We start from the raw sequence: 23,473 nt of genomic DNA on the forward strand, positions 1-23,473 counted from the left end.
CCGGGGAGTATGTCAAACTGAACAATAGCCAACAAAAAAGCCCCTGAAGAGGGGCTTCGTTTGTATAGCCGCGCCTTCAGGCGTTCGGCATATTGGTGTGCGACATTTTATTTACCGATCGATGGCGCACCAATAAATGGTTGCAAAGCCAAAGGTGTTTCAGGCATTTGCTGTTTCTGTGCGATCGCAGGCACCGATTCCCGCAATCTCTCCGTCAGTTGCACAGTCGTCGCATCGTACACCTGAGTCAAAATCTTAGGATACAACCCAATCCCGATAATCGGCACCAACAAGCAGGCAATAATAAATACCTCGCGCGGTTCGGCATCGATCAAAGCTTGGTGTTCCACCAATTCTTTGTTTTCAGGGCCGTAACAGATCTCCCGCAGCATGGAGAGTAAGTATATTGGTGTCAAAATTACACCAACTGCTGCCAGTAAAATTACTAATGCCTTGAACGTGGGGTTATAGGCATCGCTTTGAGCAAAGCCGACGAACACCATCAACTCTGCCACAAAACCGCTCATTCCGGGCAAGGCTAGAGATGCGAGAGAACAAGCTGTCCACATCGAGAACATCTTGCCCATGCGCTTGCCAACTCCACCCATTTCATCGAGCATCAGGGTGTGAGTGCGGTCATAAGTTGCCCCTACCAAGAAGAACAAACTTGCCCCAATTAACCCGTGGGAAACCATTTGCAGGACAGCACCACTTAAACCTAAATCGGTAAACGAGGCAATCCCAATAATCACAAATCCCATGTGGGAAATTGAAGAGTAAGCAATCTTGCGCTTGAGGTTTCGCTGGGCGAATGAGGTAAGCGCGGCGTAGACAATATTCACCACCCCGAATATCACTAAAGCGGGGGCGACAACTGCGTGGGCATCGGGTAACATCCCGGCATTCATCCGAATATAGGCATATCCGCCCATTTTTAGCAGAATACCAGCCAGCAACATGTGTACTGGCGCGGTAGCTTCGCCGTGGGCGTCGGGTAGCCAGGTATGGAAGGGGATGATCGGAAGCTTGACGGCGTAGGCGATAAAGAAGGCGGCGTACATCCAGAGTTGGAAATTCACAGCCATATCTTTGGCAGCGATCGCCCGCATATCAAACGTCACGCTATCGCCGTAAAATGCCATTGCCAGCGATGCGACCAAAATAAACAGCGAACCACCCGCGGTATACAGAATAAACTTGGTTGCCGCATATTGCCGCTTCTTACCGCCCCAAATTGCCAGCAGCAGGTATACCGGAATTAACTCCAGTTCCCACACCAGGAAGAACAACAGCATATCCTGGACGGCGAACACGGCAATTTGACCGCCGTACATCGCCAGCAGCAAAAAGTAAAACAGACGGGGCTTCCAAGTCACAGGCCAAGCTGCTAAAGTCGCCAACGTGGTAATAAAGCCTGTTAAGATTACCAGCGGCATGGAAAGTCCATCTGCCCCTACCGACCAATTCAAACCGATTTGGGGTATCCAGGGGTAGCTTTCTACCAACTGCAAGCCTGGGTAAGACAGGTCGTACTGAGTATAAAAAGCGTAGACTATCAGGGCAAAGTCGATCAGCCCGATAACTAGAGCGAACCAGCGAATCGGTCTGCCTTTACCTTCCTTGTCGGGAATGAACGGTATCAGCAGCGACGCCACGATGGGAAATAAGATTATCGTCGTCAGCCAAGGCATAAATCGAGATACCTAAACATTAACTTTTGCTAAAGGAGCAGTACAGTTATAGCAGCCCCTATTATGAATAAACTTTACTTTTCGCCGAAAGCCATCCTGATTTAGACTTACTTAACAAATCGCGGGTGTAGTTTTTGGGTTGTAGGGTATGGCGAAGCGGGGTAATATCTAGGAATTTGAATATTTGTAGCTGTTTTTTATCGTCGAGGGCAAGTAGATAAATCTTTACTTTGGGGTTGCGGTTGATGCGAGCCCGCATCTGGTTAAAATCAGATTTTGGAGAAAGATTCTGTATCATCGGCGATCGCAGACTGTAGTAGCACAGCAATATAAATATCTTGGCTATGACGACAAAGGTTATTGATGCCGTGCCCCTACCCCCGTGGATGGATGTGAAAACAACATTGTTGCGGTGGTACAAAATAAGCGATCGCCCGTGGATCGTTGACTGTAGGGGCAAGGCATCGATAACCAAAGTCTTCACAGCCAAGATTTATAATGCCTTGCCCCCCGGCGTGAATCTGACGAACACTGTAGGGGCAAGGCATCGATAACCAAAGTCTTCACAGCCTGCGATCTGGAGATTGCCGTGCCCTCACCAGGCGTGAATTTGACCATCGCTGTAGGGTCACGGCATCGATCAGCAAAGACTTCACAGCAGGCGATCTGAAGATTGCCGTGCCCTTCTAACGAAAGATCTTCAAGTCACTCCAAAGACAATCGCACCTACCAACACCGCTGCAAACACGATCAGGGCGTAGAATTGGGCGCGACCTGTTTCAAAGTATTTCAGACCTTCACCACTGAGGAGGGTGAGTAAACCCGTAATGTTGACGACGCCATCAACGACTTTCAGGTCTACTTCCATCACTTGTCGTGCTAAACGGCGGCTACCTTGAACGAATAACGAATCGTAGATTTCGTCAAAGTACCATTTGTTTTTGGATAGCTTGTAGAGCGAGGTTATTTTAGCAGCGATCGCTTTCGCATCTATCTTGCGACTGAGATACATCAGCGAAGCCAAAGTAATTCCGAGCAAAGATATCCCTACCGAACTACCTGCCATGACTGCGAATTCGGGCAGATTAAACTCTGCCGCAGCTTCAACCATGTCAAAATGTTCCCCAGGCGCGTGGACAAACGCTTCAAAATAATTGGCAAACGGAGTTCCCACAAAACCGATCAGCATCGAAGGAATCGCCAGTATCACCAACGGCAGTACCATCGTGATGGGGGATTCGTGGGGTTCGTGGGCGTGACCGTGACCGTCGTGGCTATCATGTTCGAGAGCGATCGCCGCCTTTTCACGGGTATCCATTGCCCCAGGGCCAAAATTGAAGCCCAGGACTTCTTGACGAACTTGATTATCGTTGCCCCGGAATTCGCCTTCAAAGGTGGTGAAATACATCCGGAACATGTAAAACGCCGTGATTCCGGCGGTAATCCAGCCGATTGCCCACAAAACTGGATTTGCAGCGAAGGTGCTGCCCAAGATTTCGTCTTTTGACCAGAAACCGGCAAACGGGGGAATCCCGCAGATGGCAATTGTGCCAATCAAAAAGGTAATTGCGGTAAAGGGCATATACTTACGCAGTCCGCCCATCATTCGCATATCTTGAGCCAAAACCGGATCGTGTCCTACGACGCCTTCCATGCCGTGAATCACTGAGCCGGAGCCAAGGAACAACATGGCTTTAAAATAAGCGTGGGTCATCAGGTGGAACAACCCAGCGGTGTAAGCACCGACGCCCATAGCCATTACCATGTAACCCAGCTGGGACATGGTAGAGTAGGCCAAGCCTTTTTTGATGTCGTTTTGCGTAATCGCGGTAGTGGCGCCCACAAATGCGGTTGCAGCCCCCGTCCAAGCGATCGTAGTCATCGCGGTGGGGATTTCTTCAAACACGGGGTACATGCGCGCGATTAGAAATACCCCAGCTGCCACCATTGTCGCGGCGTGAATTAATGCTGAAATTGGTGTGGGACCTTCCATTGCATCGGGTAGCCACACGTGCAACGGTACTTGAGCAGATTTGGCTACTGGCCCCATAAAGACTAACACGGCAAACAGCGCTGCCAAAGCACCGGAAAGCAATCCGGATTCAACCAAAGATTGCAGCCTTTCGCCCATGACGTCAAACTCGAAGCTGCCGGTGGCCCAATAAATGCCTAACATCCCCAACAGCAAGCCAAAGTCACCGACGCGGTTAGTGACGAAAGCTTTTTGACAAGCATCGGCTGCCGCCTTGCGATCGTACCAGAATCCGATCAGCAAGTAGGAACACATGCCGACCAGTTCCCAGAAAATGTAAATTTGGACTAGATTGGGACTTACCACCAGACCCAACATCGACGAGCTAAACAAGCTCAAGTAGGCGTAGAAGCGCACGTAGCCAGGATCGTGCGACATGTAGCCGTCGGTGTAGATCATGACTAAAAATGCGACCGTTGTGACGATCGCTAGCATGACTGCCGTTAGGTGGTCGATGGTAAAGCCCATCTTGAGGTGGAAATTCCCAGCAGCCGCCCAATCCAGGTAATAGCTATAGGGCGCGTGTCCTTGAAATTGACTCCACAGCAGCGCGAAGGAGAGAAACATCGCTGCCCCCAGCAGGGAGACAATAAAGACGGCGTTTAACTGCCGTAGCTGGTTGGTAAACTTGTTGAATGAAATCAGCCCCAGGCCGACTAGCATCGCCCCCGCTAGGGGTAGAACTGGTATCAGCCAAGCATACTGATAGATTGCTTCCATCATCAGAAAATTGGGTTTGAAACCCCGCCCTTCAAGGGCGGCTTTACCTTGTTTCCCAGCAGGGAAGCTGGTTTTTAAATCCCGATAAGGGCAAGAACCAGCAAACTTGTTTTATGTCCCTTCCCGCAACCCAACCAAGATGTCCTTTCTTAAAGCGCCTGCACCAATCAGGCTTAGAGATAGTCCGAACTAGGGAAGTATTCGGAAGTCTGTACCGGGCTGAGTCTAATTGCGGTAGTCGCTGCTTGCGTCGTTCAAATTGGTTTGAACAAGCCCCGTGCCTAAAGGCACGGGGTCAGTGACTGATGCCTACTTTAGTATTCTCGACAATCGTTTGCTGGACTTGGGCACTCGCCAGCTCTATTGACACGGAGATGAGAGCGTCCCAGTCTGTAAACAATTGTGACACACATAGCTTATCGTCAACTAATTAGATTAATAACCCACCCCGATTGGTCGGGGTGGGTTTGTTAAGGATTAAATCGGATTCGCTAGCTTCTTTAGGCCGAATGGGTTTGATATTGGCGCGATCGCACCCGTGAAGTTGCACAGGTGAGCGAAATCGATTGGAGAGCTTGCCAGACATCATCCCGCCCTCGGAAGTTTTCCTGCCGATGCAAGATCTGTCCGTCTTCAAACAAAATTAACGTTGGTAGCGATGTCAAGTGATAGGCATTCGCCAACTTGAAATTGCTATCCGCGTTAATTCCGACTAATTTGACATTTGGGCCCCATTGTGGTTGAAATTTTTGCAATTGGGGGTTGATCAGATGGCAAAGACCACACCAAGGCGCCCAAAAATGAACCAGCACCGGGATGGGAGATTCTAATACTTCTTGTGTAAAAGTCCGTTCCGTCACCGACAGTACCATGATCCCTCAAGCCAAGTTTTATAGAGTTTTATTATCGACTAGGGATCATGCTACATCGATTCGGGATCATATGCTCCAGGGGAATTACAGATATGCGATCCCAAATCGGGGATCGGTCTGTTTGTGCAGGTGGGCTTCTTCGGCAGGTGGGCTTCTTCGGCAGGGGGGCAGGGGGGCAGGTGAGCTTCTTTTGCCGATTTAAATGTATCTATGGGCATCCACCCGCACACCCGCACACTTGCTTACCAGTTAACCCTTGCGGTCCCTGCGATTAAAAGCGGGTGCGCCCACCACAGCGCACCGACGAAAACGGCTACACCTAAATAGGCAGGACGAAGAAACTCGCTCCAAACTAAGGTTTGACGCCCTTGCAGGATAGCCAGAAATGGTATTACCGTCGTTCTGGCTTTTACGGCGGCAAAAGCTTCGCCGTAGCGATCGCCCAGTCGCCGATCCCCGTGCCAAACACCAAACAAATGGTGCAATACCAACCCAATCGAGGTTAATAAGGTAAACGTAGTGCCGATCCACAGCGTGTGGGCGATGCACCAAATCAGCTGTCCTACCATTTGGGGATGTCTGGTGATGCGGATGATGCCGGTTTCGTACAAATGTACTTGGGGCTTCTCGATGGCAGCAATTTCCAGCAGGTTAAACGTTGCTGGATAGAGAAACAGAAACGATATCGCCGATAGCACCCACACGATCGGTTTTACTGCTGGAACCCCCTGGACTTGCCAAAGTTGCAAGCCGTCGTAGCGATGGTTGAAAAAGTAAATAATCATTGCCACAGCCAAATTCAGGCTGACGAGGGCAAACAAGATGCGGTACAGTCTAGAGCCAATGCGTTTTTCTGCCAGAGGACGCAACGCTGCCAAACCGCTGTGAGCGATCGCAAACCCTACCAATAAACCCAGCATTGTCAAGTGACTGGGAGTAAGCCAAGCAATTTTTAGCATAAATGGTTAAGTATTTTAACTCTGGTAAAATTCCCCAAACCCGATGTCGAAAAGCAATCACAAGGATCTTGATCCCTGGTTGTGTTACTTTCGATGTCAGTGGAAGTCTCAAAACGTAATTCGCTGCGAATCGCGGATGGCAAACTTCATCGGATGATGGATAGTTGTCTCAAGGCTTCTTTCCCCTTTCAGGTTTAGCATTATGTCTGACCTTCCTTTCACTTTAGATCAGTTGCGTATTCTCAAGGCGATCGCTGCTGAGGGAAGCTTCAAGCGTGCCGCCGATAGCTTATATGTCTCCCAACCCGCCGTCAGTTTGCAAGTGCAAAACTTAGAGCGGCAGTTGGACGTGCCTTTGTTCGACCGAGGTGGACGAAGGGCACAACTGACAGAAGCTGGTCATCTACTACTCAGCTACGGTGAGAGAATTTTATCGCTTTGCGAGGAAACTTGTCGCGCCATTGAGGATTTGCAAAATCTCCAAGGAGGCACCCTAATTGTAGGAGCCAGTCAGACGACAGGAACCTATCTGTTGCCCCGCATGATCGGGTTATTTCGGCAAAAATATAACGATGTGGCAGTGCAATTGCACGTTCACTCAACCCGCCGAACTGCCTGGAGCGTAGCCAACGGACAAATTGACCTGGCAATTATTGGCGGCGAAGTTCCACCCGAACTAACAGATTCCCTAGAAATTACGCCGTATTTAGAAGACGAACTGGCGTTGATTGTACCCCCATCCCATGCTTTCGCCAAACTCGAAACGATTCAAAAAGACGACCTTTACAAGTTGCAGTTTATTGCTTTAGACTCCCAATCTACAATCCGCAAGGTAATCGACCAAGTGCTAACGCGCTGCGGCATCGATACCAGGCGTCTCAAAATCGAAATGGAATTAAATTCGATCGAAGCAATTAAAAATGCGGTTCAGTCGGGATTAGGAGCCGCGTTTGTTTCAATTTCGGCGATTGAGAAGGAATTACAAATCGGCGTCCTCCACCGCACCCGAATTGAAGATGTCATGGTCAAGCGAATCCTGTCGGTGTTGGTCAATCCTAACCGATACCGTTCAAAAGCTGCCGAAGCTTTTTCCAGGGAAATCTTGCCTGCGTTCGCCACGACTACATGGGGAAAGGAAATACTAGAAACATCGCCAGCGCTGGCAGCCAATTCCCTCAAAGCAACGGTAGGGCATTCTCAAGGAAATACCCACGTCGGAGGAAGTTAAAAGTTAAAAGCAAAAAGGACAAAGTAAAAATAAAAACTGAAAGGAAGACTGTTTTTTACCTACTTGCCTTTTAACTTTTACCTTTGTTTTGAACCCCTGGTTATGGAACTTTACTGCACCCGTCCAGCTTGCCCCCGCCCCCTGAACCTGTTTTCCGATTTAGACGATCCGGCTACCCTTAAGCGGGTTCCTCAAAAGTACTGCACGACCTGCGGAATGCCGCTAATTTTGGCGGATCGCTACATGCCGTTAAAGCTGTTGGGGCAGGGTGGATTTGGGGCGGCTTTCTTAGCACGCGATCGCTATACGCCCACAATGCGTCGGTGCGTAGTGAAGCTGTTTCAACCATCGGGAAACTTAACCCCACAGCAGTTAAAAACCGCGCAAAATCTGTTTGAACGCGAAGCAGAAGTTCTGGAAGAATTGGGCAACCAACACCCTCAAATTCCAGATTTATTTGCCTTTTTTCAGTTAACTGTACCCAGCCTTCAACCCGGAAAACAAGACCAATTTTTTTATTTAGTACAAGAATTTATCGACGGGGAAAACCTAGAGGAAGAATTTACCAAAAATGGTAAATTTTCAGAAGCTCAGGTATTAGAAATATTGCAGCAAATCCTGCCAGTGCTGCAATTCGTTCACGAACACGGCTCGATCCATCGCGATATTAAGCCATCGAATATCATGCGTTCGCGCAAAGGTTCGCTTTTCCTGTTAGATTTTGGCGCGGTCAAACAGGTAACAAAAGTAGCATCATCAACTGCGAGTTCTACTGGTATTTACTCAATGGGATATGCCCCTCCAGAGCAAATGTCTGGAGGTCAAGTCTATCCTTCAACAGATTTATATGCCCTGGCAGTAACTTGCCTGACCTTACTGACTGGCAAGCAACCAAATGAATTATTTGAGACTTACAGCAATCAGTGGAAATGGAAAACTTATGCTCAGGTAAGCCCTCGACTGGCGAATATATTAGACCGAATGTTGTTGAGTTCGCCCAATCAGCGATACCACTCAGCACAGGCAGTTCTAGCCGCCTTGACTTTACCTCGACCCATTCCCCCTGTGCAAACGACTGCTGCGGTAACGCCTGTAAATCCATCTCCACCCCCAATCCCAATACAACCAAGATTTTCGCTGGTGGAAGTATTAGGTGCGGCGGCATTTAGCGGGTTTGAGGGTGGGTTAATTGCGATCGCTCTCTCCAATCTCCCCGTGACGGCGGGAATTAGCATGGGATTAACGATTGCGATCGTAGGCGGTCTAATTTATGCTCAGTACCGCCGCATTCTGGAAGGCAAAGACCTGCCGATTCTGATCGGGATTACTCTAACAATTGTGGTGATATTCCGTAATTCTCTCGTACCGGCGTGGATGATTACGTTGTATGGCAATCCAATTGTGGGTGTATTATTTGTAGCCGGGTTGGCAGCAGCGGGAGCGCTCGCAGTAACCGCTCTATTTCGACTCATTTACAAATTACTTTCCCTCATGCTTTAAATTATGTAAAAACTATCAGTTATGACTCAAAAAAACGAAACAACAGTTTTAGTTTTAGCCCTCTTAATTACCACTGGCTTAATCGGTTTGGGTTTTTGGTGGTTTACCAGTAATACTGGTGACAAAACCGAAAATTTAACCAATCAAACCGACCAATCTCATCTCAAAACTTTTACTCAAGTCAAAAACGTCCCCAGGGGACTATTTAGTTATGGAGGTAGCACAACTTGGGCAACAATTCGGCGCGATTTAGATCCAGCAATTCAAACAGTTTGGCCTCAATTTCGCTTGCGCTACACTCAACCGAATCAAGGTAATCCTAGTACGGGTTCAGGTATCCGCATGTTATTAGACAATCAATTGTCTTTTTCTCACGCTTCGCGCCCGATTGTAGATCAAGAATACGAACAAGCGAAACAACGAGGTTTTACTTTAGTAGAAATTCCAGTAGCAATTGATGGGAGAGCGATCGCAGTTCACCCAAGCTTAAATATTCCAGGCATAACTATACAGCAACGCGATGATATTTATGCAGGCAAAATTACCAACTGGAATCAACTGGGTGGTCCAAATCTGAGCATCAAGCGTTACGCCGTACAAGGTGACGAGGGAGAGAATCTTGAAATAGTACCAACTCCCACCGAAGCTATTCGTAAAGTTGCGGAAGATCCAGCAGGAATGTTTGAAGCTTCTGCTCCATTATTGGTATCTCAGTGTAAAGTTAAAACATTGCCGCTAGGTCGAAACTCGAATCAACTAATTCCACCTTATAAACTGCCTTTAGTGCCGCTGTCCGAGTGTCCATCTAAGCGGAATGAAGCGAATACAGAAGCTTTTTTGACTGGAGAATATCCCTTAACTCGTAGGTTGTTTGTAGTGGTTAAAAAGAACAATCAAATTGACCAGCAAGCAGGAGAAGCTTATGCCAATTTATTGCTAACAGAACAAGGTCAGGAAATGATTGAAAAGGCGGGATTTGTCAGAATTCGCTAAAGTATGTAACGCAAGTTGATAGTTATCTTTTTAGGGATCAAGACAGGCTAATGGCTAATAGCTAATGGCTGGTAGAACCGAAAAATATTCCCATCAGCAATTAGCAAGCTTGCGATTAGCAATGCGATCAACCCACGAGAGTTATAACTAGCAACTTGGGTTATGTAATTTCTCAACTACGAGCTACCTATGTCCCAAAGAAATGAAACAACGATTTTAATTTTAGCCCTTGTAATTACACTAGGATTGCTATTTACGGGTTTTTGGTTGTTTAATCGACTAATAAATACACAAAAAAATCAACCAATTTCACCTTTTACAGGAAGTTTAGAAGAACGCATCAGTTTGGGCAACATAATTTTAGTCAATGCAGATAAAAACCCTAATAAAGAAGCCGGAGTGAAAGCATTTGCCAAAGGAGATTTTCCTACAGCGATTTCACAACTAGAATCTTCATTAAAAAAGAAACGAAACGATCCAGAAGCTTGGATTTACTTTAATAATGCTAAAGCCGGTCAAAATAATCCTCTCAAAATAGGCGTTAGCGTTCCTATTGGGGGCAATCTAAATATTGCCAAAGAAATTATGCGGGGTGTGGCTCAAGCTCAAGATGAAGCTAATAACAATGGCGGCATAAATGGGATGCCATTGCAAGTTGAAATTGCCAATGATGACAACGACCCCAGCATCGTGAAAAAAATTGCCGAAAAATGGGTGAAAGACACCAAAGTTTTAGCAGTGGTGGGTCATAATACGAGCGATGCTTCGCTTGCAGGTGCGCCAATTTATCAGCAGGGAAATTTGGTGATGATTTCTCCTACAAGCAACGCCAAAAAGTTATCTGGAATTGGTAGTTATATATTTCGGACTGTTCCTAGTATTAGTTCTGAGGCTGAAGTTCTTTCCCGTTATGCGAGCAAAACAAATCGGCTGAGCAAACTAGCGATTTGCGCGGATTCGCAAGCAAAAGCCAGTCAGTCTTTCAAACAGGAGTTGCGCTCGGCTATTGATAATGAGGGAGGCAAAATTAGCCAAATTGCTTGCGATTTTTCCGACCAAAATTTTAACCCTAGTGGCGCGATTTCTCAAGCCGTGAGCGATGGTGCAGAGGGGTTAGTATTAGCGGCTTCTGTCGATAAAATTAAGCGATCGCTTGACATAATCAGAGCAAATAAAGGGCGACTGTCTTTGATGGCGAATTCTACGCTTTACACGTTTGATACTCTCAAGTTGGGTCAAGCAGAAGCAAATGAAATGGTGTTAGCTGTCCCGTGGCATCCGGAGGCAATTCCAGATAATCCTTTTCCTAAAAATGCTAGGAAATATTGGGGCGGTGATGTGAATTGGCGCACGGCATTGGCTTACGATGCTACTCAAGCGATTATCGCAGGTTTAAAGCAAGATAATACTCGCCAAGGACTGCAAAAAACTTTATCTAGTTCGGAGTTTTCTGCCAATGGTGCGACGGGGAAGATTCAGTTTTTGCCATCAGGCGATCGCAACGCCTCCTCAATCCTCGTTAAAATTCAACCAGGTCAATCTTCCGGCACAGGGTACGATTTCGCACCCGTGCCACAATAGCAAGGCTTGAGGCGATCGCATTATGTCTCAAAAAAGTGTATAAAAATGGGTAGTTAGCCCAATCAACAATTAGATCGACCTCCATAAACTAACGGACTATTCTATTATGTCTCAAAAAAATGAAACAGCAGTTCTAGTCTTATCCCTATTAATCACCCTGGCATTAGTAGGAGTAGGATTTTGGTGGTTTAGCAGTAGAATTACAAGTCAGGAAAAAACCAGTCAAAGCCTATGGGGAAATCAATCTATTAAATTCCGAATTAGTGGTGGAGAAAAAACTTTATTTGCCGGGGCAATATCACCGAAAAAACAAGCAGGGTGGCAAGCGTTCGCATCTAAAAAATTCGCTGTTGCTGCTGCCAATCTAGAAGCAGCATTACAAGCAAAGCCAAACGATCCAGAAGGTTTAATTTTCCTCAATAATGCCAGGATTGGCGATCAGAAAAGCTACACCATTGCCGTATCTGTCCCAATTGGTACTGACCCCAATGGTTCTTTGGAAATACTGCGCGGAGTCGCTCAAGCTCAAAATGAAATCAATCAGGCAGGGGGAGTTAACGGCGTTCCTGTAAAAGTAGCGATCGCCAACGACGATAATAATCCAGTAATTGCTCAGCAAATTGCCAACGAATTGACGAAAAATCAGGAAATATTAGGGGTAATCGGTCCTTATGCCAGCGATGTCAGTTTGGCAGCTGCAAAAGCTTATGAATCGGGACAGCTCGTTACTATTTCCCCCATCAGCACTTCGGTGAAACTTTCAGGATTTAGCCGCTATTTTTTCCGCACAGTTCCCAGCGATTACGTTGCTGCTAGATCCCTAGCAGATTACATGCTGACCAAACTCAAAATAAAAAATGCAGCCGTTTTTTTTAATTCCCAAAGTTCCTATAGCCAATCTTTGAAATCTGAGTTTGTCACTGCCGTTTCCTTGGGAGGTGGAGAAGTATCGAGCGAATTTGATCTATCAGCTCCGGATTTTAGCGCGGCAGCAAGTTTTAAACAAGCCAAAGCTCGGGGAGCAAAATTATTAATGTTAGCTGCGAATACCGCCAGCTTAGATAAAGCTTTACAAGTAGTGCAGGTCAACAGCAAACAATTAAGCTTGCTAGGGGGAGATGATGTTTACACACCCAAAACTTTAGAAGTTGGTGCAGCATCAGCAGAAGGGATGGTAGTAGCAGTTCCCTGGCATATTAAGGCCGTTCCAAATTCAAATTTTGTTCGCCAATCTAAACAACTTTGGAATGCGGATGTCAACTGGCGAACTGCTTTATCCTACGATGCTGCACAAGCGCTAATTGCAGCCATCAAGCGCAACCCGACTCGCTTGGGAGTTCAACAGGCACTAATTGCATCAGATTTTTCTGCCCCAGGCGCTTCCGGCATCGTGCGTTTTCTGCCATCAGGCGATCGCAACAGTACCATTCAACTCGTGAAAATCGTTCGCGGCGATCGCTCTAGAACTGGCTACGATTTTGAGCCAGTGCAATAATATCTTCAAATTTTTACAGTTGATTTATGTCTCAAAAAAACGAAACAGCAGTTTTATTCTTAACCCTTCTCATCACAGCAGGATTAATTGGCGCAGGCTATTGGTGGTTTACTCGACGTTCTGAAATTAATCTCCCCGATTCGGCTCAAAAAGGCCAAAATCCACCAGGAAACCTTCAAGGGTTTAACACCGTACAGAACGCTCCTTCTGGACTATTTAACTATGGTGGCAGCACTTCTTGGGCACCGATTCGCCTACGGGTAGACTCGGCGATTCAAGCAGCTAGACCTGAGTTCCGCCTGCGTTATGTCGATCCCGTCGGTATAGCTCCTAGTTCAAGCACCGGGATTAAAATGTTGCTAGATGGTCAACTTGATTTGGCTCAATCTTCTCGACCCATTCTCGATCAAGAATACAATCAAGCCAAGCAACGAGGGTTCGCTCTCCAACAAGTTCCCGTCGCCATTGATGGCTTAGCAGTTGCAGTTAATCCTAATCTAAATATTCCAGGTTTAACTATAGACCAGCTTAAATCTATTTACTCTGGCAAGATTACTAACTGGCAACAGCTAGGAGGGCCAAATTTAACTATTAAACCTTTTTCGCGCCCAGCTAACTCTGGTGGTACGGTTGAATTGTTCCTGGAAGATGTCATGCAGGGTCAAGCTTTTAGCGCCAATGTGGAGTTTGTTCCCACCACAACGGAAGCTTTGCGAAAACTTGCTGCTAGTCCTGGGGGCATTTATTTTGCTTCGGCACCAGAAGTTGTACCCCAGTGTACGATTAAGCCCGTGCCTATAGGTCGCCAAGCAGGCGAGTTCGTACCGCCCTATCTTGAACCCTTTGTACCCCTCTCCCAGTGTCCTGGAAAACGCAATCAGCTAAACGTACAAGCTTTTCAATCGGGAAAGTATCCGATGACGCGCAACTTGTTTGTAGTAATCAAACAAAACAATCAAACCGAACAACAAGCTGGAGAAGCTTATGCCAAATTTTTGCAAACCCAGCAGGTACAGGAATTAATCCAGCACGCGGGTTTTGTTCGCATTAGGTGAAATAAGCTGATCTGCCTTCAAGTTGCATAACTCAGATCTTGCACCACGGCTAACACCTTAGTTTCTTGCAAATAGCTAAACTTGAAAGCCTAGATCTTTCATCAAGAAACCCGGTTTTTCAAGGCTTGTTGACAATGGTGCAAGATGTGAGATAATGCAAATTGCCCCAAAGACGCACCAGACGGGGAGACACCAAAGACGCAGTGATGCAATTTCGATCGCGATTAGCTTAGTAAGCTGCTACGCATTTAAATCCCATAAAGAGGCGGGCAAGATGCCCACCCCACAAGAAGAAGGGAAAATTTGGCTCTCAAATTAGGTGCGTAGCAGCTTAGGGAAAATCCGAAAATTATCTCTAAGGGAAGATTTTACGATTGCCCTGCAAGTGAAATAGTAGGGGCACGGCATGGGAAAATTATCTCCAAGGAAAGATTTTCTGATTGCCGTGCCCCTACAAATTTGCCACTGTTTCTTTGGTCCTAGCGACGAAGCGTTATATCTCCGGGTAAGCAGATGAGATTATCATCCTGGGTGTGAATTAACCCGCGTTGGCGTAATTTACCCATCAAGCGCGTTACGGTGACGCGAGTCGAACCAATGGCGCTGCCAATTTGAGCGTGAGTCAAAGTCCAAGGCAGACAGTAGCCAAGTTCTGCAGGTTCGCCATATTCTTCAATTAACAGGGTGAGAAATCCTAACAAGCGGTCAATGGTGCGCCGCTGTCCCAGGGTACTCAGCCACAACAACTTACGCTGGTGCTGATAGCGAAAGGCATCTAATACTTCGCGCCGGAAGTGAGGCCAGTTGTCGAGGTCGTGCCAATACATCCAAACTACCGATGTTTGGTCAACGTGGGCATAACTGTGGAGTGTAAAGGGTGATTGAGCGACGATTTCAAACGGTTGTCCTGCACCAACAAAGCCTAAGAATGCTTCCTCCGCCGTTGCGTTAGTGGCGCGAGCTGAGCGACTCGTGGCACTGACCTGGGCGACACCGACCATTCGGACAGCGCCGCGCTGGACTAGGTAGAGCAGTCCGGGGCGGGCAGGTATTTTCTCGTCTTTACTGAAGGTGCGACACCGATAGTGTTCTTGCGCCCAGTCTAGAATCCGCTGCCAGGTTAAAAATGGCCGTGCAGACTCTGAAGATACAGATGCCTCTGATGATGCAGAATTGGGTTGAACGGGAAGGGATTGTTGGAGCATAAGTCAAGCTCTCAAAAACGAGTAAACAATGGGTTTTTGCTTGTCAAGCTGGGTTTAACTCTACGGACTACCTTTTTGCGGTAGCAAGCGTTGAGTCATTTATACGATCTTTATATAAGTCTTACTGTAACTCTAAAGTAATAAAAGATACTTTAGATTTTCACAAATTCTCCTATTAGTCAGATTTCGATTTTTTATGTGTGTCTGAAGATACACCCTAAGATAGATGGCAAGAGGTAAAGAGGAGTCGATTGGGGTTGAATTTCCGGCGAGCGCGCATCTTTTACGTTGCAGGTTGCAAGCGGCAGCGGTTTTATCGAGCCAAATGCTGGGAATCTCTACCTTTGGGCAGAAATATCTGGAGTTACAAGCAATACCCTTGCGGGCGGTGAAAGGTGGGACGCAGGTGGTGTATGTATCTGCGATCGCACTCAAACTGGCAAACGCCTGGAAAACGCCAGTCATAGACATTGCTACCCTGATAGCGGCAAATCTGTTTTGCTCGGATGAATCCAACGACAGCGCCACAAATGCCGCGTTACAAAATTTTACAGTCAAAGTTGTCCCTCCTGGCTGGATTTACTTGCAATTGAGCGACTTAGGAACGGCAGCGTGGTTACAGCGTCTCGCTCAAGCACCCCCTTGGGTGGGGAGCTCTGGAGCTGGTGAGCAGGGGGGCAGGGGAGCAGGGTGGCAGGGGGGCAGTATTTCTGCTGAGATCTTGCACCAGTTGCCAAGGGAGGCAGAGCCTCCAGATGAGCGTTCCCATGGAGCCTGGGAACGAGAGGAACGAGAGGAAGATTCCCCGCGTCGCCGCGTCCAAGTGTCCCCGCGTCCTCTGTTTGAGGCTCAATATGCCCATGCCCGTTGTTGCTCGCTGCTGCGCCTTGCCCATCGAGAAGGCATGATCGAGCTTGCCCAAGTGGATCCGGAGATTCGTCCTTTGTTTAGGGCGATCGCTCCTAACCCCATTCCTTGGCTCGATAGCGACCAAAAACTGCGCTTGGTGCATCCTGCCGAAAGTAGCTTGATTTTCCATTTGCTGACATTGCTCGATGACCTCTACTCGCTTTCCCCATCCCGCTATCGAGTTGATTGGGAAAAATCCGCCAGGACTTTAAGTCAAGTGTTTCTGACTTTCTACAGCCAATGCCGCATTTGGGGGGAAGTAAAGACAGCAACTCCCCAACTCGCTCAAGCCAGATTGGGATTAATTCTGGCAACTCAACCGTTGCTGCACTTGTTGCTGCAAGACTTGTTAGGCGTACCAGCACCCCTCGAACTATAAATAATAGGATTTACCCACGACGATCTTAGAAACCGGGTTTCTGCGTCAAGCTCTAGTTTTTCATAGAAACCGGGTTTCTTTGCCTAAGTCCTGAATAAGTTCCGATCAGAAAGAGGACCGACGACTGGCCGTGTTTCGTCTCGGTCCTCCAACTGGTTCGCTCCTCACACAGTTGTCACTATACAGGAGGTCACCCGGATTTGTCACGCCTAATTTATTAAATTTTCATGACAATAGCAACAAAGTAGGGATCGTTGAAGAGGACGCGGGGACAGGGGGACACGGTGACGCGGAGAGTTTTTCTACACAATTCCCTGTGTCTTTGCGTCCCAGCGTCCCCGTGTCTTCTTGGTCATCGGGCTTGCGGTTGATTTTTGGGCGGTAGGGAACATCAGTAAGTTTTGTTTGCAGCTCAAAGTTTTGCTGCTGCCGTGCCTTTACTGGGAAAGGATAAATTCTTCGATTGCTGCGACGACGCCGTCTTGATCGACGCTGGGGGCGACCCAATCGGCGAAGTCTTGCACTTTTTCAGGTGCATTTCCCATCGCCACGCCGATACCGGCATATGCGAGCATCTCCACATCGTTGAAGTTATCGCCAACCGTCATCACGTTACTCGGTTGCAGTCCCAGAATTTCTTCGGCGAGGTAACGGACTGCGGTTCCCTTGTTCACCAAGGGGTTAGCTGCTTCAAAAAACGTTGCAACCGATGTGGTCAGGTAAAGTTCGGCGGGGGTGTATTGCTGCTGCAACGTACCGTGCAAGCGTGCGATTAAGTCGCTATCGTCGCTGAGGGCTAATACTTTCGTCGGTTCCTCTCCCAAGGCGTTGCGCAGGTCGCCAACGGCAATAGGCTCGATATTACAGCGTTGGGCATAAAGTTTCGTTTCCTCTGTTAGTTCCCGCACGTATAGCTGGTCGTTGATGTAAAAGTGGACTGAGAGCAGATTTCGCAGTTCGCTTTGCTCGAAGTAGTCCAACAGTTGGGATGCGAGTTGGCGAGAAACCGGCAGATGACGCAGAACATTTTGCGTTGCCGGATCTTTAATTAACGCGCCTTGGTAGGCACACAGGGGCAGATCCGAGGCAATTGCTTGATGGAAACGCAAGGCGGAACGGTACATGCGACCAGTTGCGATCGCTACCCTCACCCCTTTTGCTCGTGCTGCTTCAATTGCTTGCAATACGGGTGGGCGAATTTGGTTCGACTCGCCCGCGATCGTGCCGTCAATATCCAAAACGAGCAGTTGAATATCCCTAGCAGCGATCGCTTCTTGTCTGGATGCCGAAGCTAGATGAGCAACAGATGCTTTCTGCATGATTGCTTGTCGGTTTTCTCATGTCTTCCTTTTAGAGGGTAGCAGTCGAACTGACAAACAAACCGAGTTTCTCTAAAATTTATTCGTATTTCCACTAAGACGCGCTGCCAAAAAATAGTTTTTTTGGCTTTTTTATCTAAAAATACTGAAATTTAACACGGCAAAAGTCCGGCAAAAAAGACAATATTAGTAATTCCGCTTGACGTTTATTTAAAGCTCTGGCTTTTTCGAGGTATAATCACTTAATAAATTCAATTTTGTCGCGGGCATTAAATATTAAAAAACCCCCAAATAAAGCATATTTGCAATAATTTTACAATCCTGTTTAATTTGATAAAGAGTTGAATAAAAGACAGAAAAAACGGCATATGTAGCGAAGGGATAAGGTTGAATATAAGTAGGGTTGATTATGCCATAAAAGGAATAGTAAAATGAAAGCTAAACAGATTCTAGGTTTGATGGCGACTGCTACTGCGGCTTTGGTTAGCTATACGGATCCTGGACAAGCAGCTTCTCTAACAGCAGGTGAAAGATTTGGCACTCAGGGCATCAAATTTATTGAGAATACCGAAGTAAAATTTAACTTTGTTCAGTCGAATGGTGCGTTTAAATCAACCGTCAAACTGTTTGAAGTAGGCGGTGGCAACAGGCTGACATTTGTTAAAGATTTGTTTGTGGAAACGAAAGGCTCAGATAACCTGTCGGAGAAAGGTTGGCGGGGGACTTGCGGAAATACGGTAGCCTTTACAGAAGGCACGAGTTGTACGAGTTATTTCACATTTATAGCGAATAAAACCTATAGCTTAGGGTTAGATAGCGGGGTGAACGGAATTGTTTACTCGACAACGGCATTAAATACTTTCGCTCCAGGTGGAACGCAACAAGCTGTGTTTAATTCTTTCGGTGCGCAAGCAGAAGAGGATACAACTCTATTTACAGGTGTAAATGCAGCTCAGTTTCAATCAAGCGATCCGTTGTCTAGTGTTGTCAGAATTGGCTTCGAGGATACCGGAAACGGTAACGACGGCGACTTCCAAGATTTTACAATTACGGCGGTTGCCAGAAGAACAGCAGTTCCCGAACCCACGACTTTGGCTGGTTTAGCGCTGAGTGGGGGTGCTTTAGCCTTCTTGCGTCGTCGTCCCGTGGGTAGAGTTTAATCGGCGACTGGATATTTCTTCCGGTGAATGTGGAAAGGCTTCGCTGGTAGCTAAAATGGAGTTTGTCGCAAAATCCATTTTAGCTACCGTGGAAATGCCGCTAATTATTTTGGTTGATGGTCACTCGTTAGCGTTTCGTTCCTTCTATGCCTTTGCTAAAGGACGAGATGGGGGGTTGAAAACTTCCACGGGAATTCCGACAAGCGTCTGTTTTGGCTTTATCAAGTCGCTGTTGGAAGTAATGGCGTCAGAGAAACCAGATAGTATAGCGATCGCATTCGATTTAGGGTTGCCGACTTTCCGCCACGAAGCGGACGATACTTATAAAGGCGATCGCGTCGAAACACCGGAAGATTTCATCACCGACCTAAAAAATCTCCACGACTTACTAGATGCATTTAACTTGCCCATTGTAACCGCTCCAGGCTACGAGGCGGATGACGTTCTAGGCACTTTGGCAAAAAAAGCAACTGCTGTTGGATATAAAGTCAAAATTCTCACCGGAGATCGAGATTTATTCCAACTCGTAGATTCAGATGGGTGCATCACGATTTTGTATCTAGGTAAAACTTTCTTGCAGCGCAGTAGCAATACTGGACTTACAGAGTTTGGCAGAGAGCAAGTTAAAGAAAAAATGGGAGTATTCCCAGAGCAAGTTGTTGATTTAAAAGCGCTGTGCGGTGACAAATCCGATAACATTCCCGGCGTTAAAGGCATTGGCGAAATCACAGCGGTTAAGTTACTTACCGAATACGGTTCTTTAGACCAAATTTATGCCTCTATCGAGCAAATTCAGGGTGCAACTAAGAAAAAGCTACTCGAAGGCAAAGACGCCGCTTATCATTCTCAGCACTTGGCGCAACTGGTACTCGATGTGCAGTTGGAAGTTACTTTAGAAAACTGCAAGCTAAAAGGTTTTGATAGCGAGATTTTAGAACCACTGCTAGAAAAGTTAGAATTTAAATCTTTTTTGGGAAGAGTCAGGCAACTTCAGCAAGCATTTGGAGGTATTGTCGAAGAAAATCAACAACCAGAGGCTACCCCATCAGAAGATTTATTTGAAGGTGAGCAACTGTCATTTTTCAGTTTCGAGGAAACACAAGCAGCGCAGTCAGAAAAAAATTCACCGATTAAACCTGAAATTATTGATACCCCTGAAAAGCTGACCCAACTGGTCGCTAAACTACAAACTTTCACCAATACAAATATTCCCGTTGCTTGGGATACAGAAACCAGCGATATAGAACCGCGCGATGCTGAATTAGTAGGAATTGGTTGCTGTTGGGGAACCGAGCCAACGAATATTGCCTATATTCCCATTAATCATAAAAATGGTAAAAATATAGAGAAGGCAAGGGTTTTAGAAGGGTTGCGTCCTATTTTAAAAGATACAAAATATCCCAAAGCATTACAAAATGGCAAATTCGACCGCTTAGTATTGCGCTGTCAGGGAATTAAACTAGCTGGAGTTGTATTCGACACTATGCTAGCAGGTTACGTGCTAAATCCAGAAGATAGCAGTAATCTCGGCGACCTTTCTCAGCGATATTTGGGAACAAGCATCAGCAGTTATGGAGATGTAGTTCCCAAGGGAAAAAATATCGCCGATATCAACATTGCCAAAATTGCGAATTACTGCGGAATGCAGGTTTATGTGACATTTCAATTAGTGGCAAAAATGGGCGAGGAATTAGCAGCAATTACTCGCCTAAAATCGCTGCTTGAGGAAGTGGAACAGCCGCTAGAACCCGTTTTAGCAGAAATGGAGTATGTTGGTATCCGCATTGATGCAGATTATCTTGGGGAACTGTCGCAACAATTAGGAAAAGATTTAGCTGCACTGGAACAGAAAGCTTATGAGGCGGCGGGGGAAAAGTTTAATTTAGGTTCGCCCAAACAACTTAGTCAAATATTATTTGAAAAGCTGGGATTAAGTACTAAAAAATCTCGCAAAATCCAAAGCGGATATTCCACCGACGCGGCGACGCTGGAAAAATTGCAGGGAGATCACCCCGTGGTCGATGCAATTTTAGAATATCGCACCCTGTCTAAGCTGAAATCTACATATGTTGATGCACTACCAGCATTAATACGTGCTGATACCCAGCGCGTCCATACGGATTTTAACCAAACTGCGACGGCGACGGGAAGGTTATCTTCTTCTAACCCGAATTTGCAGAATATTCCGATTCGCACTGCATTTAGTCGGCAAATTCGCAAGGCGTTTTTACCCGAAACGGGATGGTTGCTAGTAGCGGCGGATTATTCCCAAATTGAGTTAAGAATTTTGGCGCATTTAAGTCAAGAACCAGTATTAGTTGAAGCGTACAAGAATAATGAGGATATTCATACGGTGACGGCGCGGTTAGTGTTTGAGAAAGACGAAATAACCGCTGATGAAAGACGGTTGGCTAAGACTATCAACTTTGGCGTGATTTACGGGATGGGTGCTTTGCGGTTTTCGCGATCAACTAAAGGAGTTAATAAGGCGAGTGCGAACGATTTTATTAAGCGGTTTAATAGCCGTTATCCCAAAGTTTTTGATTATTTGGAACGGATGAAAAGGGAAGCGATCGCTAACGGTTATGTAGAAACAATTCTGGGGCGTCGTCGCTATTTTAAATTCGAGGCTGGTAGTCTGCGCCAACTCAAAGGTAGCAATCCAGATGATATTAATTTAGGCGAATTGAAGAAAATGGGTCAAAACGATGCCCAACTTTTACGCGCCGCTGCGAATGCTCCAATTCAGGGTTCTAGTGCAGATATTATCAAAATTGCAATGGTAAAACTGCACGAAGTGTTACAGAATTACCAAGCGCGATTGCTATTACAAGTGCATGATGAATTAGTGTTTGAAATTCCCCCATCGGAGTGGGAAGAATTGCAAGGTAAGATTCGCACGACGATGGAAACTGCTGTAGATTTAAGCGTGCCGTTAGTGGTGGATGTTCACGCGGGACTAAATTGGATGGAAACAAAATAAAATGAACCGCAGAGGCGCAGAGAACGCAGAGGGAAGAGGAAAGAAGAGGTTGTGAAAGCCAAATCAGCTGGGATGGTGCGTTACGCTATCGCTAACCCACCCTACAGAAGAGTTTACAGCGGATTGCAGCCGTATGAGGTACAGCGTTTTCGCGCAAGGCAAGTGTAGCGGCAGCAAAAATGGCAGCGCGCTTGACAAACTCAGGTGTACCTCAATCGGTTGCAAGTTGCTATAAGATTTCATCAGCGATCGCATCGCGAACAATGATGTTACCTTTGCGATCGCACAATACTGTCCCCACCTGTAACGCCACATTGGCATACTTTTGGACATATGCCTGAGCTTTCTCGCTAATCGTTGTCGCTAAGGCTTTGAAGGCGGATTCAGCTAATCCTAATTCCACCAAAGTTTTATACGCTGCATCGGCTGTTTTAGCATTTAAAACTGCTTGCGCTGCTTCAATATTACCACAAATTCGCACTACAGCGGCGCTGATAATTTCTAATTTGGCATCTGCTAAATGACTAGAGGTGTTGAATATACCACCCGCGAGTTTAATCAATTTACCTTGATAACCTAAAAGTAGAACGGATTCTGCACCGCGCAATCCGGCTTCTACTAACAACGCGCCGATCCAGTTACCTGTCGGTGCGATCGCTTCTTCTTTTATCCCTAATTTTTGTGCCACTTGCATCCCATTGCTACCGATGCAAAAGACTAAGTTAGGACAATTTTTCACCTTTGCTTGCAAGATTTGTTGAAATTCTTCTAGATGATCCGCCGCTGACAAAGGTTGAGAAATGCCACTGGTTCCTAATAATGCCAATCCTTCTAAAATACCAAATGCTTCGTTAGAAGTGCGCTGGGCAAGTTCGCGACCTTCTGGCAGAATAATCGATACAGTTACCGTTTTATCGGGTGGAATTAATGGTAGCAAGTTGGCATCAAATAAGCGACGGGCGTAGCTATAAATTGCCGGTTCTTGTGTGGCAGTTTTTCCTAAACCTTCCCCAGCTTCTAATATTAAGGCTTGGGATTGTCTAGCAGTTAATTTTACCCATGCCCAAATCGGGGTATTGCGGGTTAAATCTAAATTATCTCCCGGAGCGCTCTTGGTAATTGCTAAAGCGCTTGTATCATCTAATCTAGCAACTTGTTGAATCGAAATATAAGCAGTATCTCCCAGCAAATCGAGAGCAACTTCACAGGGCAATTCTAACTTTTCTTGCAGGTGCAATAAAGCAGCTTTAGCAGATGCAACGGCGAAAACTGGAAGAGTGTAACCTGTACGAGACATAATTGGGGAGAGTTTTTTTAGGGATTATAGCGGTTTGCAGGCCAGAAAGCCGGTTTCGACCTGGATCTCTAAATCCTCAAAGGTTTGATGAACAT

The 23,473-nt window shown here is 46.5% G+C and carries 17 protein-coding genes; 9 read left to right on the forward strand and 8 right to left on the reverse strand.

The genetic code is table 11. From position 1 onward, the window contains the following. Positions 1–107: 107 nt before the first annotated feature. The 5 genes from ndhD1 to ACE1CM_RS46795 form a co-directional block, all read right to left on the reverse strand. Positions 108–1,691, reverse strand: a complete 1,584-nt coding sequence (gene ndhD1, locus ACE1CM_RS46775) for a photosynthetic/respiratory NAD(P)H-quinone oxidoreductase subunit D1 (protein ID WP_374886476.1) — start codon at positions 1,689–1,691, stop codon at positions 108–110. A gap of 61 nt (positions 1,692–1,752) precedes the next feature. Beyond that, complete coding sequence (locus ACE1CM_RS46780; protein ID WP_374886477.1) at positions 1,753–2,175, reverse strand: hypothetical protein; 423 nt, start codon at positions 2,173–2,175, stop codon at positions 1,753–1,755. Between the two features lie 216 nt (positions 2,176–2,391). After that, positions 2,392–4,443: an NAD(P)H-quinone oxidoreductase subunit 5 gene (locus ACE1CM_RS46785; RefSeq protein WP_374886511.1), complete on the reverse strand. Its 2,052-nt coding sequence runs from the start codon at positions 4,441–4,443 to the stop codon at positions 2,392–2,394. Between the two features lie 500 nt (positions 4,444–4,943). Continuing rightward, the gene (locus ACE1CM_RS46790; RefSeq protein WP_374886478.1) at positions 4,944–5,315 is read right to left on the reverse strand and encodes a thioredoxin family protein; all 372 of its coding nucleotides are present in this window, start codon (positions 5,313–5,315) and stop codon (positions 4,944–4,946) included. Positions 5,316–5,557: 242 nt separating this feature from the next. Further along, positions 5,558–6,274, reverse strand: a complete 717-nt coding sequence (locus ACE1CM_RS46795) for an NnrU family protein (protein WP_374886479.1) — start codon at positions 6,272–6,274, stop codon at positions 5,558–5,560. A 202-nt stretch (positions 6,275–6,476) separates the two neighbouring features. Between ACE1CM_RS46795 and ACE1CM_RS46800 the strand changes: the two genes are divergently transcribed. From ACE1CM_RS46800 to ACE1CM_RS46825, 6 genes are all read left to right on the forward strand, one after another. Next, a complete protein-coding gene (locus ACE1CM_RS46800; protein WP_374886480.1) occupies positions 6,477–7,502 on the forward strand; it encodes a LysR family transcriptional regulator in 1,026 nt (341 codons plus the stop codon). 102 nt (positions 7,503–7,604) lie between these two features. Continuing rightward, on the forward strand, positions 7,605–9,002 hold the full coding sequence (locus ACE1CM_RS46805) for a protein kinase (protein ID WP_374886481.1): 1,398 nt from the start codon (positions 7,605–7,607) through the stop codon (positions 9,000–9,002). A gap of 21 nt (positions 9,003–9,023) precedes the next feature. Next, the gene (locus ACE1CM_RS46810; RefSeq protein ID WP_374886482.1) at positions 9,024–9,995 is read left to right on the forward strand and encodes a PstS family phosphate ABC transporter substrate-binding protein; all 972 of its coding nucleotides are present in this window, start codon (positions 9,024–9,026) and stop codon (positions 9,993–9,995) included. Between the two features lie 189 nt (positions 9,996–10,184). After that, entirely contained in the window at positions 10,185–11,576 is a 1,392-nt protein-coding gene (locus ACE1CM_RS46815) for an ABC transporter substrate-binding protein (RefSeq protein ID WP_374886483.1), read from the forward strand. A 106-nt stretch (positions 11,577–11,682) separates the two neighbouring features. After that, positions 11,683–13,071, forward strand: coding sequence for an ABC transporter substrate-binding protein (locus ACE1CM_RS46820; protein ID WP_374886484.1), 1,389 nt, complete (start codon positions 11,683–11,685; stop codon positions 13,069–13,071). Positions 13,072–13,097: 26 nt separating this feature from the next. After that, positions 13,098–14,126, forward strand: coding sequence for a PstS family phosphate ABC transporter substrate-binding protein (locus ACE1CM_RS46825; protein WP_374886485.1), 1,029 nt, complete (start codon positions 13,098–13,100; stop codon positions 14,124–14,126). A gap of 479 nt (positions 14,127–14,605) precedes the next feature. Here the strand turns inward: ACE1CM_RS46825 and ACE1CM_RS46830 are convergent, their stop codons facing one another. Next, positions 14,606–15,331 carry a Crp/Fnr family transcriptional regulator gene (locus ACE1CM_RS46830; RefSeq protein ID WP_374886486.1) on the reverse strand — a complete coding sequence of 242 codons (726 nt, stop codon included), beginning with the start codon at positions 15,329–15,331 and terminating at the stop codon, positions 14,606–14,608. Between the two features lie 226 nt (positions 15,332–15,557). On the opposite strand from ACE1CM_RS46830, the gene ACE1CM_RS46835 reads away from it, so the two are divergent. Further along, a complete protein-coding gene (locus ACE1CM_RS46835) occupies positions 15,558–16,619 on the forward strand; it encodes a DALR anticodon-binding domain-containing protein (RefSeq protein WP_374886487.1) in 1,062 nt (353 codons plus the stop codon). 437 nt (positions 16,620–17,056) lie between these two features. Here ACE1CM_RS46835 and ACE1CM_RS46840 read toward each other — a convergent pair whose 3' ends face one another. Beyond that, positions 17,057–17,938 carry a Cof-type HAD-IIB family hydrolase gene (locus tag ACE1CM_RS46840; protein ID WP_374886488.1) on the reverse strand — a complete coding sequence of 294 codons (882 nt, stop codon included), beginning with the start codon at positions 17,936–17,938 and terminating at the stop codon, positions 17,057–17,059. 431 nt (positions 17,939–18,369) lie between these two features. On the opposite strand from ACE1CM_RS46840, the gene ACE1CM_RS46845 reads away from it, so the two are divergent. Continuing rightward, on the forward strand, positions 18,370–19,098 hold the full coding sequence (locus ACE1CM_RS46845; protein ID WP_374886489.1) for a PEP-CTERM sorting domain-containing protein: 729 nt from the start codon (positions 18,370–18,372) through the stop codon (positions 19,096–19,098). A 55-nt stretch (positions 19,099–19,153) separates the two neighbouring features. After that, positions 19,154–22,081, forward strand: coding sequence for a DNA polymerase I (polA, locus tag ACE1CM_RS46850; RefSeq protein WP_374886490.1), 2,928 nt, complete (start codon positions 19,154–19,156; stop codon positions 22,079–22,081). A 229-nt stretch (positions 22,082–22,310) separates the two neighbouring features. Here polA and cbiD read toward each other — a convergent pair whose 3' ends face one another. Next, a complete protein-coding gene (gene cbiD / locus ACE1CM_RS46855; protein WP_374886491.1) occupies positions 22,311–23,378 on the reverse strand; it encodes a cobalt-precorrin-5B (C(1))-methyltransferase CbiD in 1,068 nt (355 codons plus the stop codon). Positions 23,379–23,473: the final 95 nt, after the last annotated feature.

It is taken from the genome of Microseira sp. BLCC-F43, assembly GCF_041929235.1.
Lineage (GTDB): Bacteria > Cyanobacteriota > Cyanobacteriia > Cyanobacteriales > Aerosakkonemataceae > Microseira.